Source organism: Psychrobacter urativorans (assembly GCF_904846675.1).
In the GTDB taxonomy this organism is placed as follows: Bacteria; Pseudomonadota; Gammaproteobacteria; order Pseudomonadales; family Moraxellaceae; genus Psychrobacter; species Psychrobacter urativorans_B.
In genome coordinates this window covers 1-17,072 of the sequence record NZ_CAJHBT010000003.1, presented here as the reverse complement: position 1 = coordinate 17,072, position 17,072 = coordinate 1, and the positions used below count along the sequence as shown (strand labels likewise).

At 40.7% G+C, this 17,072-nt stretch carries 14 protein-coding genes, 1 pseudogene and 2 riboswitches; of the genes and pseudogenes, 8 read left to right on the top strand and 7 right to left on the bottom strand.

What is annotated here, in order from left to right; genetic code table 11:
* Positions 1-62: 62 nt before the first annotated feature.
* The 5 genes and pseudogenes from JMY06_RS02435 to gcvT form a co-directional block, all read right to left on the bottom strand.
* Positions 63-815: pseudogene (locus JMY06_RS02435) on the bottom strand (nitroreductase family protein).
* 424 nt (positions 816-1,239) lie between these two features.
* Complete coding sequence (gcvH, locus tag JMY06_RS02430) at positions 1,240-1,620, bottom strand: glycine cleavage system protein GcvH (protein ID WP_201527519.1); 381 nt, start codon at positions 1,618-1,620, stop codon at positions 1,240-1,242.
* 69 nt (positions 1,621-1,689) lie between these two features.
* Entirely contained in the window at positions 1,690-1,992 is a 303-nt protein-coding gene (locus JMY06_RS02425; RefSeq protein ID WP_201615925.1) for a hypothetical protein, read from the bottom strand.
* A 28-nt stretch (positions 1,993-2,020) separates the two neighbouring features.
* The gene (locus JMY06_RS02420; RefSeq protein ID WP_201615923.1) at positions 2,021-2,335 is read right to left on the bottom strand and encodes a hypothetical protein; all 315 of its coding nucleotides are present in this window, start codon (positions 2,333-2,335) and stop codon (positions 2,021-2,023) included.
* Between the two features lie 26 nt (positions 2,336-2,361).
* Positions 2,362-3,540, bottom strand: coding sequence for a glycine cleavage system aminomethyltransferase GcvT (gene gcvT / locus JMY06_RS02415; protein ID WP_201615921.1), 1,179 nt, complete (start codon positions 3,538-3,540; stop codon positions 2,362-2,364).
* A gap of 165 nt (positions 3,541-3,705) precedes the next feature.
* Positions 3,706-3,868, bottom strand: a riboswitch (glycine riboswitch).
* A gap of 57 nt (positions 3,869-3,925) precedes the next feature.
* Positions 3,926-4,061: riboswitch (glycine riboswitch) on the bottom strand.
* Between the two features lie 387 nt (positions 4,062-4,448).
* On the opposite strand from gcvT, the gene JMY06_RS02410 reads away from it, so the two are divergent.
* The 8 genes from JMY06_RS02410 (at position 4,449) to JMY06_RS02375 (ending at position 13,072) form a co-directional block, all read left to right on the top strand.
* On the top strand, positions 4,449-4,769 hold the full coding sequence (locus JMY06_RS02410; protein WP_201615919.1) for a YcgL domain-containing protein: 321 nt from the start codon (positions 4,449-4,451) through the stop codon (positions 4,767-4,769).
* A 223-nt stretch (positions 4,770-4,992) separates the two neighbouring features.
* Positions 4,993-5,928 (top strand): hypothetical protein, encoded by a 936-nt coding sequence (locus tag JMY06_RS11745; protein WP_227672116.1) that lies wholly within the window; start codon positions 4,993-4,995, stop codon positions 5,926-5,928.
* Positions 5,929-6,203: 275 nt separating this feature from the next.
* Positions 6,204-7,070, top strand: coding sequence for an AAA family ATPase (locus JMY06_RS02400; protein ID WP_201527509.1), 867 nt, complete (start codon positions 6,204-6,206; stop codon positions 7,068-7,070).
* Positions 7,071-7,132: 62 nt separating this feature from the next.
* Positions 7,133-8,356, top strand: coding sequence for a vWA domain-containing protein (locus JMY06_RS02395; RefSeq protein ID WP_201615917.1), 1,224 nt, complete (start codon positions 7,133-7,135; stop codon positions 8,354-8,356).
* 469 nt (positions 8,357-8,825) lie between these two features.
* Positions 8,826-10,022 (top strand): globin domain-containing protein, encoded by a 1,197-nt coding sequence (locus JMY06_RS02390; RefSeq protein WP_201527505.1) that lies wholly within the window; start codon positions 8,826-8,828, stop codon positions 10,020-10,022.
* Positions 10,023-10,172: 150 nt separating this feature from the next.
* Complete coding sequence (locus JMY06_RS02385) at positions 10,173-10,706, top strand: NAD(P)-binding protein (RefSeq protein ID WP_201615915.1); 534 nt, start codon at positions 10,173-10,175, stop codon at positions 10,704-10,706.
* Complete coding sequence (locus tag JMY06_RS02380) at positions 10,673-11,461, top strand: hypothetical protein (RefSeq protein ID WP_201615913.1); 789 nt, start codon at positions 10,673-10,675, stop codon at positions 11,459-11,461. Before JMY06_RS02385 ends, JMY06_RS02380 begins: the two co-directional genes overlap by 34 nt.
* A 294-nt stretch (positions 11,462-11,755) precedes the next feature.
* Positions 11,756-13,072 (top strand): lytic murein transglycosylase, encoded by a 1,317-nt coding sequence (locus JMY06_RS02375; RefSeq protein WP_201615911.1) that lies wholly within the window; start codon positions 11,756-11,758, stop codon positions 13,070-13,072.
* Positions 13,073-13,403: 331 nt separating this feature from the next.
* Here the strand turns inward: JMY06_RS02375 and JMY06_RS02370 are convergent, their stop codons facing one another.
* Both JMY06_RS02370 and JMY06_RS02365 read right to left on the bottom strand, forming a co-directional pair.
* Complete coding sequence (locus JMY06_RS02370) at positions 13,404-14,885, bottom strand: leucine-rich repeat domain-containing protein (protein ID WP_201615909.1); 1,482 nt, start codon at positions 14,883-14,885, stop codon at positions 13,404-13,406.
* Positions 14,886-16,208: 1,323 nt separating this feature from the next.
* Positions 16,209-16,982: a serpin family protein gene (locus JMY06_RS02365; RefSeq protein ID WP_227672135.1), complete on the bottom strand. Its 774-nt coding sequence runs from the start codon at positions 16,980-16,982 to the stop codon at positions 16,209-16,211.
* Positions 16,983-17,072: the final 90 nt, after the last annotated feature.

Sequence of the window (17,072 nt, the reverse complement as noted above, 5' to 3'; positions counted from 1 at the left end):
AAAGGGCAGCTCGAACCGATGATTGTAATCGTTTGTTTGTTAGGTATTTATACGCCATGTAACTATACATGATATACAAATTGACCCTGAGCAAAGCGAAACTGCTGGTTGTAAATGCCATTATCTGCACGTTCCCCAGCACCAATCATCATGACTATATGGTGATCATCACCCAAATTTAACAGCCGCTTCATCGCCGGCTCATCGAAGCCGCCCATGGGACAGCTATCGAACCCATGGGCCCGCAGTGCCAGCATCAAGTTTTCGGCAGCCAGCGCCGTATTGTTCGTCGCCCAGTTTTTAACTTCATCAAAAGTATAGTAAGGCGATTTAATCGGCCTTTTAATCCTTCTGATAACTTGGGTTGCTCCCCATTTTGCTGCGGATACCATATTCGCCGGACCCCGTAAAAAGTCCATGGTCACTACCTTGGTATAATAGTCTTTGACTTTTTTGGGCACTGGTTTAACCGGATATTCACGCAAAATTTGCTGCGCATGCTCATGCCAGTTATCAGTACGAGCCACTATTGCAATCAGTCGCGCTGCTGTTTTAGCAGCGTTTTAGTTCATGCATTTTTTGACCGCGCGCTGACGTTTGTCTGGGCTATCAATCACATAAAATTCCCAAGGCTGCAGATTGCTCGAGTTTGGTGCTAGCATCGCTAGCCTGAGACAATCCGCTAGCACTTCATCAGGAATCGGCGTATCAGTAAAGCGCCGTACCGAACGCCGTGACTCCACCACTTGGCAAAACGCTTGCAGTTGCGGTGTGTGCTCAGGTGTCGCTACGCTATCTACTGTTTCTTTACCCATAGCAGTATTTTTACTAGCAATATCGCTGTGTTGCTTGGCGGTTTGCTTATCGCTAGTATCTGTATGACTGGCGTGAGTAGCAGCTGGTTTCATACGTGACTCCAGAACAAGATTGCGAAATGATGATTATAAAAATAGGGAATAGCAGTGAATTGCGAATAGTGTTAAGCGGTATTAATTAGGTGACATCGATTGTTAAGACACAATATCGAAGGTATTAAGTCAAAGATACAAAGTAAATCCTGTTACTTTTTTATCTTTTTACCTTATATTTTATATCCGTTACCTGTTGTTAATAATTTAGTACGTGAGTTTTTGAGTGGGTGCAGATACCAACTGAGCGTTGATATCTGCAATGTCATAGTATTTTTTAGGTTAATATTTTATAAAGTGTGACCGTTAACAGGAGAGTTATAATAAAAAATTATAGCTCGTTTTTGTACTCATCAGCAGTCAGGAGTGCTTCATAATCTGCCATATCGGCAGCTTTCATTTTATAGAGCCAGCCTTCGCCGTATGGGTCTGAGTTGATGATTTCCGGATCATCGTCAAGTGCTTCGTTGACAGCAACGATTTCGCCGGTGATAGGCGCATAAACATCAGATGCCGCTTTTACAGATTCAACAACCGCAATTTCTTCATCAACAGTGATGGTGTCGCCAACTTCAGGAAGCTCAGCATAAACCACATCACCAAGTAGTTCTTGGGCGTGGTCAGTAACACCAACGGTGAGGGTTCCGTCGTCTTCAAGGCGTAACCATTCATGGCTGGCGATATATTTTAATTCTGCTGGGACATTACTCATGGGGAGCTCCTTTGAGGGTTGTAAAAAATTAATAATATATAAAATTTAGATCGTTAACAAAACCTAATGTCAATTAGACATATCACAAATAATATTTGTCTGATTAGGATTTTTAGGATCAGGATATATACCAATGCCAATATCAGAGTTGCCATATTCATCTGTATCATGAAACTCTGAATGTTCATAAGTAAAAAAAACTTTCTTTGCGCGTAAGTTTTTTCGTACCTGATTAATATCCATATCTAAAGTAAAGTAAGGTGAATAAACACCATTAGCAATACCACCGACAAAGCCAATCTTAGTTATTGGTATACCATAGTATTTACCTACAACTTTAAAATTAGCATCAAAATAACCTGAATCTGACATCAAACTCTTTGTTGGTAGATACTCTTCTTCAAAAAGAGCCAAAGGTTGTATCAAGTTCACTGTCTACATATAAACTATATTTACTAGATAGGACTATTTTGCCAGGTTTAAAAGGAACTATACCTGAATAGCTGTTATCTAGGTTGTATACAATTTCGTAGTCAGGAATTAGGTTATCAAGTAAAGCTTGTTGCCCACTTAAATCACAGGATTTTTCCCAAGACTTAAAGTAAGGCGTCCAATCTGCACCACTGCCCATAGCTACTAGTGCTTGGGTGGATATGAAAATAGCAGATGCTAAAGCGAAAAAAGACTGTTTCTTCTGGAGAATATTCAATAGCATCTGTAAATCCTACTTTCAAATATTAATTAGTCTTCGAATTGCTGTTTGCCATTACGGACAAAAGGTAGCTTAAGGACACGGACATCGACAAACTTACCTTTACCGCGCAGGTCGATCTGCACACTATCATCGTCTGCTAGAGTAGCAGGAACACGGGCGATAGCGATAGAGTTTTTAAGGCTAGGAGAGAACGTGCCGCTAGTGATGACACCTTTTTTCTCATTCTCAGTGCCTTGGTTAATGGTCACTTCCATGCCTTCACGTAACACGCCACGGCTGGTCATTAATAGACCGACTTGTTTCATCGCGGTATTGTCATCTTTGGCTTGTTTACGCTTACTAACAAGCGCTTCGCGACCAATAAAGTCACGGTCATCTTTAAGAGCAAGCGTCCAACCCATGTTGGATTCGTATGGACTGATGGTCTCATCCATATCGTGACCATATAGGTTCATGCCGGCTTCCATACGTAGCGTATCACGTGCACCAAGACCGGCAGGCTTAACGCCATTCTCTTTTAAGTTCTCAAAAAATGCAGGAGCATCGTCGGCATGCATGATGACTTCAATGCCATCTTCACCCGTATAGCCTGTACGGGCCACAAACCAGTTTGGACCTTCGATATCAGTCAAGTCAGCACCGACGAAAGGCTTAAGACTGGAAAGTGTATCTGACCAGCTTGGTTTGACCTGTGCCAGTTTTTCAACCGCTTTTGGCCCTTGAATGGCAAGCATTGCAAGATCTGTGCGCTCAGTTAGCGTAACGTCAAAATCTTTAGCGACTTTTTCGAAGTGCGGCATATCTTTATCACGCGTTCCTGCATTCGATACGATACGGTATTCAGTCTCATCGCTATTCGATAAATAGACGATTAAGTCATCGATGATGCCGCCTTGCTCGTTAAGCATAGGAGAATATAAGGCTTTACCAACGGTTTTCAGCTTGTCGACATCATTGGCTAATAATTTCTGTAGCCAACTTTTGCTGTCGGCGCCTTTTACATCGACAATGACCATATGTGAGACGTCAAACATACCGGCATCGGTACGAACCGCTTCATGTTCTTCGATTTGTGAGCCGTAATGAATAGGTAGTTCCCAGCCAGAAAAATCCACCAGTTTGCCTTCACTATCAACGTGAGACTGGTAAAGGGGAGTACGCTGTGGGGTTTGGGTGGTAGTGTTTTGAGTGTTGGTATCGGTCATAACAAATCCTTATGTATACGCCATCAGTATCCAAAGGATGAATACTAAGATAACAGGCGTGGTAACGCTACGAAGAGCAAAATTGCGCAGTGCAAATATTGCGGTAAAGGGTAATACAAAAAATAAAGCCGTGAGCCAAACGGACGCTATACGTCAATTTGAGCAAAAGCCCTATCTGTCCTTTGACCTGAGATTTTCAATACACTCCAAGCGCACAGAGCAGGTCTATAACAGACAACTGCAGCCGCTAAAACCGTTTGGTAGCGTATTTTCTCCCCTTCGGTGGGTAAGACGTCATCCGTCGTTACCGCTCTCCAGATTTGTTATACCTTATGTTTGAGAGTGTAGAACGCAGATAAGCGCTATACAAATAAACAATATTGGCATGTGTTTTTCAGTCCTTTTACCTGAGCGATTAGCAGGGTAGATGCGCCTTCGGTGGTCTTATGGCTGTATAAATAGTCAGACGAGGCATGATAAGCGCTGCGTGCTGCCATAAGACTCTCTCCTGAGAAACGCTTTTATTATGAAAGGTTCACAGCATTTTTACAAGCCATCAAACTGATTAAAGTTAATTAATTTGATAAAAAGCAGTTAATTCATGGTATTTTTCGTTGAAACCTTTGTATTTCAAGCATTTATATTTTGTATTTAGTTTAAAAAATCTATTCTTTTGAAGAGTAAATGCAGTCATACACGACCATAACGCGGCTAATACGTAAAGCCACTACTGATATTAAGATGAATTATGCTAATCTAGATAGGAATAAGAATATTATAAGCTAGCCGCTATAATTAGACCTAATGTATATTTATGAAGAGCTGTTATTTGCTTATAATTCTATATATCTCATATACGCGGTTATTTTGTGTATTCCGTTTATTTTATATTCAGACAGGTCATCTTTATGCATTGTGATATTTATAAGTTTCCCAAACACAACGATATGTATGTTTATATTGCGCGTCCATGCTATCCCGACGACACTGATGATATCAAAGACTGGCTAGGGGTCTTGCCAAAAGACTTTCGTGCCAGTTTGGGTGTCAGTAAATTTGTGATGCATTTAGACTTAGGAGATACGCCAACGCTTGCACGTGTTGATAAAGAGGAGGTGTTGGCTAAACTAAAATCACAAGGTTATTTTGTGCAAATGCCACCGCAAGACGTGATGCTTAGGCAGGCAGAACAACGCGCCCGCGATGCTCAAGATAAAAAATATGATTAAAGCAGTGGGTACGATTAGAGTAATGAGTAGATAAAAAAGTTTGCCGAAAAGGGTCTAGTATGCACTTTGGCATAAAGTCGTGATAAACTAGCAGCCTATTAAGCGTGCACGTTAATTTCTCTATATTGCTTTATTTGAATGTCAAAAGCTAATGTCAATCACTTAAAGCAATATAGATTATTAACTTAGCGCGTGACTTATTAACGCAGGTAATGAAACACGCATGGACTGGTTAAAAAGTATCTTACTAAGCTTACCATTAGAAAAAATCAGTGATATTCTCGGTGAGATTGTCATTTGGTGGAGTCAAATGGTAAAAGGCGTTCCGCCCGCCGACCTCCCGACGTATGCCTATATTGGTGGCGTAATTGTCGTATTGGCGCTGTGGATATTGGTTGCACGTATGTTGCCGCGTCCCCTTGGCGGTATGAGCTGGATAGTATTATTCGCGGTCTTATTAGCGCCTGGTACGGCCCTTGGCGATCCCAGCCTCCTTGCGCCTGCGAGTATCAGCGTTGTTTATGCAGTCATGATGAAAGACGCTACTGCCGCTATCAGTAATGCGCTACCGATACTAGTGATGCTAGTAGCGGGCTTATTCATTGGCTTTGTTTGGCAGCTGATTCGCGGCGCTTTTGAATCGAGTTTGGAGAAAGCACGTCGTCGCACCACTGAAGACAGCACTGCAAATATGCAACTGGCGACTGGCAATTATTTGGCAGAGAAGCCTGATGTGATAGGGCCAACTAATAAGCCGTTCCCTGCACGAATTCCAGTAATTGATTCTTTAGTAGATAAAATTCCAGTAGTTATCACTAAAGTAAATGCTACTAAACTGAAAGCCACTAAAATAATCACTACTAAACTAAATGACAATAAAAAAAATACTACTAAAATAGATATTACCAAAGTAAATACCACTAAAAAAAGTAGTTCTAAAAACGATAGTATTCAAACAAACAATAAACCAGTAACAAAGCGCCCCATTTATCTAAAACAGCAAGATATTAGCCCAAAAGATATCAGTCTAAAAAAAGACAGGGACGTAAAAATTCCCGTAGAGAGAAAGAAAATTGAAGGCTTTTATAGCAAAAAAGTTACCGAAGAGCCTGTGGTAGTCGTTGATAAAGACAGCAAAGATACTAAAGATAAGAAGTAATCGTGACTATTAGCTAGGCATAGAATTTTATTATATATAACGTTTTAACAGCCTATTTAAATACGATAAAAGACACCTTAGCGTGTCTTTTTTTATGGCTATCAATTAGAGGTTCTTTTAATTAATGATTCTTACCATTTATAAGTTACAAACGCTAAAAACTGGGAACCCATGAGTATTTTGACGTCAAGGCTGGCTGTGCTAATCTAAGTTAACCTTTACTAGATTTTTAGCTTTTTTATATTCACATTGATAACAATAATTGAGACTCTTCCATGACCACTGCTAATAACCATACTAAACCGAGTTTTACTGGCACTGAAAGTTATATTGCCACCGATGACCTGCAACTGGCAGTCAATGCGGCGATAACCCTGCAAAAGCCATTATTAATTAAAGGTGAGCCGGGCACAGGCAAAACCTTACTGGCCGAAGAGGTCGCTGCCAGCTTGGGAATGCCGCTCATTACTTGGCATATCAAGTCGACTACCAAGGCCGAGCAAGGGCTTTATGAGTACGATGCGGTCTCACGCCTGCGCGATTCACAACTGGGCGATGATAAGGTCTATGAGATTGGCAATTATATCAAGCCCGGTAAGTTATGGGATGCGTTTACCAGTACTGAGCGTAGTGTGTTATTAATTGATGAGATTGATAAAGCCGATATTGAGTTCCCAAATGACTTATTACATGAGCTCGATAAAATGTCGTTTTATGTCTATGAGACTGGCGAGACCATTACTGCTGAGATGCGTCCAGTAGTAATTATCACTTCTAATAATGAAAAAGAGCTGCCCGACGCTTTTTTGCGTCGCTGTTTTTTCCATTATATCGACTTCCCAGAAGAGCAGACCATGCGTCAGATTATCGACGTCCATTTTCCTAATATTCAAGAAAAACTGGTCAATGATGCACTAGATGTTTTTTATAAACTGCGTAATGTGCAAGGGCTAAAAAAGCTGCCATCGACTTCAGAGCTGGTTGATTGGTTGACGTTATTATTGGCGGATGACATGGCACAAGCGGAGTTGGAAGAAAACTTACGAGGTGAGAAGTCTATTCCGCCACTCTATGGTGCGCTACTTAAGAACGAAGCGGATGTTAGCTTATTACAGCGTTTTGCTAATATGATGCGCCGTTAAGTGAGTTTTTAACAAACCGCTATCAGTCATAATTAAATTTGCTAATAAGTGATACGTATTTTATGTTTATTAAACTGTTTTATACCTTACGTACTTATGGTGTGCCCGTCAGTACTCGTGAGCTGCTGGATTTGAATGCGGCGCTAGAGCAAGGGCTAATGATGCAGCCGCATCCAGATGATGCCGACATGCGCTTATTTGCCAGTCGTGAAGATATGTATCGGCTTATTCGGCTGTGTATGGTAAAAGACGAGCGCCACTTTGATAAATTTGATCGGGCGATGGCGGATTATTTTGAAGGGGTTGATAGTCTAGATACCGATGAGCTGATGGCTAAGCTGACTGACATTCCTAAAGAATGGTTAGATTTAAAGTTAGATCCTAAAAATCTGACTGAAGAGCAGCGGCGTTTACTCAAAAAGTACGGTTCGCTTGAAGAATTAATGAAAGCCTTGGAAGAGCGTTTAAAAGAGCAAAAAGAACGGCATCACGGCGGTAGCAAATGGGTGGGCACGGGTGGCACCTCGCCATTTGGGGCTTATGGCGATCATCCTGAAGGCGTGCGCGTCGGTGGCGAATCACGAAAACGTAGCGCAGCAAAGGTTTGGGAGCAGCGTAAATATCGTAATCTCGATGATGATAATTTTCTGGGAACCCGTCAAATTCAAATGGCGCTACGTAACCTACGCCAGTTTGCACGGACGGGCAGTGCGGATGAGCTGGATATTAAAGAGACCGTCAAACGTACCGCTAAAAAAGGCGTGCTCGATATTCATATGCAGGCTGAGCGCCGTAACCGTGTCAAGGTGCTAATGCTGTTTGATGTTGGCGGTAGTATGGATATTCATGTTGAGGCCTTAGAAAAACTGTTCTCTGCCGCCAAAAATGAATTTAAGACGTTAGAGTTTTTTTATTTCCATAACTGTCTCTACGATTATGTCTGGCAAGATAATGACCGTAGGCATAGCGCTCCTATGCCTACCTTTGAGCTACTGAATAAATATGGCCGTGAGTATCGAGTGATATTCGTCGGTGACGCGTCAATGTCACCTTATGAGCTGTTCTCAGTCGGTGGTAGCGTGGAATATATGAACAATGAATCCGGTGTCGTTTGGTTAAAGCGGGTACTTGAGCATTTCGATAAAGTCGCGTGGCTTAACCCCGAAAACCCAGACTATTGGTCATATACTCAGACCATCGAAGAGATTAAAAAGCTATTTGATAATCAAATGTACCCGATGACCTTGCATGGTGTTGAGGATATGACTGCCCATTTAGCACGGTAGCTTATGACGTTAAAAACACATTATTAATGTTACTTATCGATGCCACTCATTATAATCATTGGTAATGATGGGTACTGGCACAATATTAAATTATATAACAGCAGTCACTATGACCCTATAGTGGCTGCTTTTTTTGGTTGGAATAAATCAATTTTACCTCAATCATAATTTTTCCGTTCACATGACTGAACCCTATCATTCATGCGCTTGTTTAGTATTGTGGTCAGTGCTATTAGATTGAGGGTTATCAGATTTTTAGATAGAAAAGTCACAATAGAAATAATAAAAATGGCGGTGCAGCATTGGTATCCTGAAAGAAATATGATAAGATTCATTTATAATGTATCTTATGGCAAGGTTTTGATTAATTGACTCATGAAAGTTTAATCACTGTCCAAAAAGTCTAGTCGCTATTGCCAACTGTAGTACCTCAATTTATTAATGCAATGACTCAATAAGAGAGAACCCAATGGCTACCGCTAAAACCATAGAAATTGTACAAGCAACTGTTCCTGTACTGGAAGAACATGGAAATACTATCTCAACAGTATTTTACAAAAATATGTTTGCTGCTCATCCTGAACTTCTAGATATTTTTAATGAAACCAACCAAAAACTGGGTCGCCAACAGACAGCATTAGCCACAACAGTTTTAGCAGCGGCTAAGCATCTTGATCATTTAGAAGTTTTACTACCGGAAGTGACTGGAATAAGTCATAAGCATCGCGCCTTACAAATCCTTCCAGAGCATTATCCTATTGTCGGTAAGTATTTACTTGGTGCAATCAAGCAAGTCCTTGGCGAAGCTGCCAATGATGACATTATGAATGCTTGGACAGAAGCTTATGATGAAATTGCTTCCGTCTTTATTCAAATTGAAAAAGGTATGTATAAAAAAGAGATGTGGCCAGGCTTTGCCACTTTTAAAGTGGTTGAAAAAACAGCAGCAGCGACAGATATTGCCGCCTTCACCGTCGTTCCAGTAGACGATAAGCAGGATATTGACCTAAATAAACTTAACTTAACCGCCGGTCAATACATAACCGTAAAGACGGATCCTAAAGATAGTAATCATTTAGCATTACGTCATTATTCTTTATATTCCGCAAATACGGAGAAAGGCATTCATTTCGCCGTAAAAAGAGACAATCGTGACGAATATCGTGGCCTCGTATCCAACTATTTACATGATGAGCTACAGGTCGGCGAGATGGTTTTGCTATCCGCTCCAGCGGGCGACTTTGCTTTAGATAAAACGCTTATACAACAAAATGAGATTCCACTCGTGCTTCTCAGTGCCGGTGTTGGGATAACGCCTATCTTAGCCATGTTAGAGGCGCAAGTAACGGCTAACCCTCAGCGACCTATCATCTGGGTTTATGCTTGTCAGAATAAAGAGCATCACGCTTTCGATGAACAAGCTAATAAGCTTTTAGAATCTGCCGAAAATGTTCAGAAACATATCTTTTATTTCGAAGACGGACAGCTGCTAGACGAGGCGTATCTTGCTACTCTACCGAAACCCGCAGATGTCTATGTGTGTGGTTCAATGCCATTTATGGAAAGTATTATTGCTGGATTGATGACTTTAAAGCATGGCGTTGATAGCGTCCATTATGAACCATTTGGCCCTAAAATGAGTCTGGATGTCACAGCTAGTAATTAATGATTAACAAATAAACTTAAAAGAATACTGAGCGGTTGTATTAAAATATAAAAAATAAGGCAAAGTTATTTAATAACTTTGCCTTATTTTTTAGTCAATTTTTTTGAAAACTAGAATTTTCAGTATGCTCTGAAATAATAAGGAAACACTATGTCAGACCTTACTTCAAAACAAACTAACTCTGAAAATAATATGCAGAACGCTAAATGTCAGCATGATAAGAAAAAAATCCTAATCGCCGGTGGCGGTATTTCAGGACTTACTGCTGCCTTTGAGTTGTCCGAAGATTCCAGTCTTGATATCACCATAGTCGAGTCACGTGATAGCTGCGGCGGCAAAATGATTGGTTACTTTAATACAGATGAGCAGCGTTTTGAGGAGCATTCTATTCGTGCACTGAGTTCTACTTACTTCTCGCTATTTAATATCTTTGACCGTGCAGGACTACTGCACATGCTAACGCCTGTTGATGATTATCAGTTTTACCAAAGTGGTAACGGTAGCTTTAATGATGAAAATAAAGACGATGCTGATAAAGATGGTGCGAGCGTAAAAAAAGGCAAGCGCGTTGCAATCGATAGGCGCGCAGCGATAGATTTACAGACCATCGAATCGATGATTGTTTGCAACAGCACTTTGATGCAGCAGTTATGGCTTTACCACACGAAGTATTATGGAAAATAGGGCTATTGCCGCAAGTTAAAAAGCCATTTAATGATGAATGGTCATTTGGTACTCAGTATCCATTGACAGAAATGCCCGCAGCCTTTGAACCATTCTTAGGAAAGTCTTATAATTTATGCTTTGATGCGCCTTGGAATATTGTCTTTCAAATTCAGCATCGGGGTGGTTTTTGGCACGATGTTGAGTTCCCTGATAGCTTTGACTATAACTTATCAGCAACTTGTAGCTCACCATTTAATAAAGGTTCCCTATTTGGCAAGCGCTTTATGAAATGTACCCCAAGTGAGGCTAAAGAAGAGATTCTATATCAGCTGGGTATTATTAATAGCGAGCAGCGCCAAGCTATTGCTAAAGGCGGTATTGTTGATCCGATTAATTTGCTATATACCGAGGACTGGCAGGCGTATGCGGATATTGAAACTGCTGAGATGGGAATCTTGCAAGATAACGGTAAGCGCTGGGTGAACTTGGCACAAATCTATGTGCGTAACGCCGAAGATACGCTAATTGAGACCAACACTCAGTGGGACAATGTGGTGGTAGCAGGTGAGATTGTCTCAGTGACCGGTCGCTGGAAAATTCCAACGATGGAGCAGGCGGCGACTTCTGGTAAGCAAGCAGCGCAAGCATTATTTACTTATCTTGGTAGTGAGAAACAGGTCAGCTTAGAAACCTCAACACTGCTACATCAGGGACGTTATAAGTATCTTGATCCGTTAGTAACTACCTTAAGTAAAGCGGTGAATATACTGTAGAGCTTATTGTTTTACATGTTAAAATCTCAGCCTAAAAAGTTGGATTATTCTAGATAAAAACCACGCTAACAGCTACTGCTAGCGTGGTTTTTATTGTCTATCTGCCCATGGTAAATAATAATCGCCGTACTTACCATCGACTTTATTACTGATTATTGCTAAAGTAACTTTCTTGTTGTTCAAGTCAGTTTTAGGTATTGCGCAATGGCTTTGCGATAAATATTCCATCTGTGTTCTTCAACTTGCTCTAAATTTGACCTACTTTTTTAGTTATTATTGTTATTCGAGACTTTTATGATGTTAAAAAAGCAATATCTTGCGCTATTCACTGTGCTGTTTTTAGCCAGTTGTGTTAGCCAGCCGACTGTAAAGCAACCGAGTAAACCAGTTCGTCATGGCAATGTCCAAATCACTGAAAGTCAAACCATCATTAAGCCTGCACCTGTCATCGTCCAGCCGAATAAGGTGGTAAAACCTCAACCGACGCCGAAGCCAAGCTATAGCACTTTTGCAGACTGGAAGTCGGACTTCTCAACGCGCGCGATTGCCTCAGGTTACAATAGCTATGACGTTCAACGCTTGCTGGACTCAGCTTACTTGAACCAACAGGTTATCTCTCTAGACTCAGGTCAGCCAGAGTTTTCGAAGATGCCTTGGGACTATGCAGATTCTGCCGTGTCGACTGGGCGGGTAAATACTGGTAAAAACAAATTTGCAGAGCAGCGCTCGTATTTATCAGGTTTAGAGTCACAATATGGAGTTAACGCCGAGATTGTCGCTGCTATTTGGGGTATGGAGTCGTCTTACGGCGCGGTCACGGGTAATAGTCATCTGCCGAGTGCGCTGGCGAGTCTTGCCTATGAGGGTCGCCGCCAAGCGTTTGCTGAAAGCCAATTATTATCATTAATGACACTGCTACAACGTGGAGATGTGTCTTGGTCGCAGCTGGAAGGCTCTTGGGCAGGTGGAATGGGACAGACGCAGTTTATCCCTGCTACTTGGCTAAAAGAAGGGGTGGATGGCGATGGCAACGGACATAAAAACCCATGGTCAACGGCGGATGCACTGGCCTCTACTGCCAACTATTTGAGTAATGCTGGCTGGGTGCGCGGTCTAGCACCATTTTATGAGGTTACTTTACCCTCGTCATTTGACTACTCTACTGTCAGTACCAAGCAGTCATTCTCTCAATGGCGCTCGATGGGTGTTAGTAGCGTAAATGGTAATTACCTAGATTCTGGAACGATTTTTGAGCTATGGCTTCCTGCTGGTAAAGAAGGTCCTGCACTGTTATTAAGTAAAAACTTTGACGTTATCAAGGTCTATAATAACTCTTCAAACTATGCATTAGGCGTCAGCTTACTGGGTAAAGCCATCGCTGGACAGGGCGGTCTACAAAAATCATGGCCGCGCTATGAGCGCCCACTATCAACTTCTCAAGCACGCAATTTACAGAACCGTTTAACCAATGCAGGTTATGATACTAAAGGCGCTGACGGTATTGTCGGTACTAATACCCGTAAGGCATTCCAGCGCTGGCAAGGGGACAATGGACAAACGCCAGATGGATTTATTACCCAGCGTAGCGCCTCATCACTAGCGTCATGGTGAAACGGTTTGATACTTTTTAGGTCTCTGGTACAAGGGCTGCAGTGAATAAGTGAGCTTTAAGTATTAGAGACGACTATTAAAGATTAGTTATTAAATATTCAACCATCACAATGATAAGCAGATTAGGGGATGGGGGGGGGGTGATAAATTCCACCATTCCCTAATCGCTGCTCCACGACATTCTTAACAGTTGAGGTATGCCGACAAAACTGTAGAATTAAATTTGGGGGATTTTAATCGTGTTTATGTTTAGTCACGTCAGGTCTATCCGCCTGATCTCAATAAGACAGCCTTCGATATAGTGAGTGGTTCATTATAAGTAGCCGCGTGACTATTTCCTCCAACCATACACTGTCTCTATAGCACGTAAATACTTTATCGCTTTTGGTGAAAGTTTATCAAGTGGGTTTCCTTCAAGATTAATACAGTCTAGATTGGTTAGCTGCAAAAAACAGTCAGGAAGGTCTCTAAGATCACAGTCAATAAGCTCAAGCTTAGTTAGGCTAGTGAGTCGATTAATGCTATCGGGCAGGTCTTTAAGCTCGCAATGGTTAATATAAAGCTTAGTAAGATTAGTAAGTTCGCCAATGCCGTCAGGTAGGTCTCTAAGCTTGCAATGGTTAATATAAAGCTTAGTAAGGTTGGTAAGTTGACCAATGCTGTCAGGTAAGTCTTTAAGCTCGCTATGACTGATAAAAAGCTCAGTTAGATTAGTGAGTTGCCCAATGCTGTCAGGTAGGTCTTTAAGCTTGCAATGATCAAGATCAAGTTTGGTTAGGTTCTTGAGTTGCCCAATGCTCTTAGGTAAATCTTTAAGCTCACAGTGAATAAGATTAAGCTCAGTTAGGTCAGCGAGTTGCCCAATGCTGTCAGGCAGGCTATTAAAATCACAGTGAATGAGATCAAGTTTAGTAAGGTTAATAAGTTGGCCAATGCTGTCAGGTAAGTCTTTGAGCGCGCTATGACTAATGAAAAGCTCAGTTAGATTAGTGAGTTGCCCAATACTTTCAGGTAGATTTTTAAATTCACAATGATTAATATAGAGCTTATTTAGGTTAGTGAGTTTCCCAATGCTGTCAGGCAGGTCTTTAAGTTCACAGTGTATAAGATCCAGCTCAGTAAGGTTAGTGAGTTGACCAATGCTTTCAGGAAGATTCCTCAGCTTACAATGACTAATAAAAAGCTTGGTAAGATTAGTAAGTTGGCCGATAGAGTCAGGTAGGTCTCTAAGCTCACACTGAATAAGATCCAGTTCAGTGAGGCTACTGAGTTGCCCAATGCTGTCAGGCAGATCCCTTAGCTCACAATGGCTAATAAAAAGCTCAGTAAGGTTAGTAAGTTGTCCAATGCTATCAGGTAGACGTCTGAGCTCACAATGACTGATAAAAAGCTCAGTAAGGTTAGTGAGTTGCCCAATGCTGTCAGGTAGGTTTATAAGCTTACAATGATTGATAAAAATCTTAGTAAGATTAGCGAGTCGGCCGATACTTTGTGGAAGATTACTCGAATTAATACCATAAAAGTTAATTTCTACGAGATTCTTGAGATAGGTTAGTTCATCAGGTATATAGTCTATTCTATATTTATCTATATACTCCTGTTCGTCCCGACCAGTTACATCAAACTCCGGAATCTCTAGCTTTTTTATTGCCAGTAATGTCTCTTTATCATGAGGAATTTCATATCCAAGCATATCAAACTCATCTGCCCATTCCCATATTTTCTCAATCCAACCATCATTAGTATCTAGTACTTTATTGGAAGCATTAGACTCAGCAACTTCTTGATGATTCTTATTATTATCTTGAGTCATAACCTTACTCCTTTCTATGTTAATAAACTGTGTTTGACACTTAATTGATAAATTACAGCATAACATTTATTGCCAGGGTTAGAAGAACTACGAAATTACAACCAACTTATATCGCTATGTCAATCCGCCCTCACTGGCTAATTCGATTCATTGTGACACCTCGCTGACTAGTGGGTATCAAAGAAGGTCTAAGATGAGAAATACTATTCACTAACAAACGGATAAAAAATTTCTGTTGTAAAGATAAGAGCTTTTAATCTTGAATATCATAAGTCAACTTAGCTGTATCTCTAATTGGATTATAAGAACATTCATTAAAATCAATAAGATGAAAATATCAGGCACAAAAAAACCCCAAGTAAGCTAATACTTGAGGCGAAACTTGCTTAAACTTGTTTTAAATATGGCGCAGCGGACGGGACTCGAACCCGCGACCCCCGGCGTGACAGGCTAGAACCACTAAATTACTTAAAGAAATCTTAAAGTATATTAACCTGCAATACTATATATAGCAAGAGGTATAATCAATAAGCAGCTATGACATTTAGCGTAATTCAAGACATTTTATACAAGCTGTATTCCAAATTTTGGTCACTAAAAATGTGTAATTATTCAACATTTATTAAATATAAATGTTGAATAATTACACATAGGTTTTCGTGTTTATTATTTAGATTACCGTTTTTAAATAATTTATCTATTAAAGCTATCTGGAAAATCAGCTTCTAAAGTTTAAGTAATGGTCTATCCAGCTCAGCCACCAAGCCACCCTTTATCTAAACCACAATCTATCCAGTTTACTTTTATCTTATCGGTAATATTAGCGTTAGGATAAAAAAATACAGTACCGCCAAGATAAAGCTCATCTCCAATTTTATAAGGTTTTTCTTCAAAGGTAAGAGTCTCTGTATTCGCATCCTAAGAAAAAGAAGTGTCCGCTAGCACCAGTAAATAAGTATTATTTTTGGTCGTCACCTCATTATCTCTAGATATAGCAAGACAGTTATTAACAACTGTCAAATATCCAGAACCTATAGCTGTAAATTGACCGTTATATTTATTGGGAGACCAAGTGGCAATTTGTAACGGCTGCTTAACTTCTATAATCACTGGTAATCTGCAGGAAAAACTCTAGGGTTCTCTAAGCTCTGATTGGCGCAACCTGAAAATGATAGGAGTGCTAAAAGTGCAGTGAGTAAAACGAGATGATTTAGCAATGCTGCTCCTAAGATTTTGAGATTCTTTGCACGTGTAAACAAGATGTCGGATTGGACTATTAATTGGTGCATAAATCTACCCGTATCCTAATTGAATTACCTGAGATTAAGGCTTATTCACCTGACCTAAAAATAATATCGCATCCGTTTTATTGTCCTTAATCATAAACATAAACGGGTGATCGGCTTTAAACGCGACTGGTGGATGCATAGGACCAGACATATCTACTGCAACGACGCCTGTCGCTGCTGCCGCCTCTGTTCCTATTTCATTAACATCGATAACTGCTTGATGATGAATATCGTCAATGGCGATGGGTGAGCTATCTGCAAACACGTTAAACTTAGCTTGATTCCCAAACACGCTTGGCATGCCCATATCCGTCAGTACTGCCTTCATCGGGTAGCCTTCATCTATCTTAAACTTCGGTAGATTCAGAAGAACATCTTGCTGCTTTAAACGTTTAGTCCAATCGGTAATTTGTGTCGTTGACAAGTTCTTGATAAGCATCTGCATGGCTGACGGCTCTTTAGACTTTGGTAAAACCACTAGCATTGATAATTCATTACTTTTATAAGGCAGCTCAACGACTTGTACTTGCTCATCTTCACTATACCTAAAGTCAGTATTCTGGAACATCATATCTACATCACTGCTTGTACCATCGAAATAATGAAAAGGCATATCACCACTTACCCAGAAACGACTGCTCCAATCCGCTTTAAAATAAACCGCATTGGTCAATATCGCCGAGGTAATCGGCTGAATACTCTCTTTTGATAGCAGTTCAGGAATCATCTGATTGGTATGTCTGGCTATCTTGTCATTAATCAATTGACGAGCGGCTGCGGTGTTGTTTTTAAAATCAAGCGCATTGATCTCTCCATCATATTGAACCGCCCCGGTATTGTCGGAGACTCAACAATCTGAGAGAATACGACAATGAAAACACGAAACTACACTCCCGAG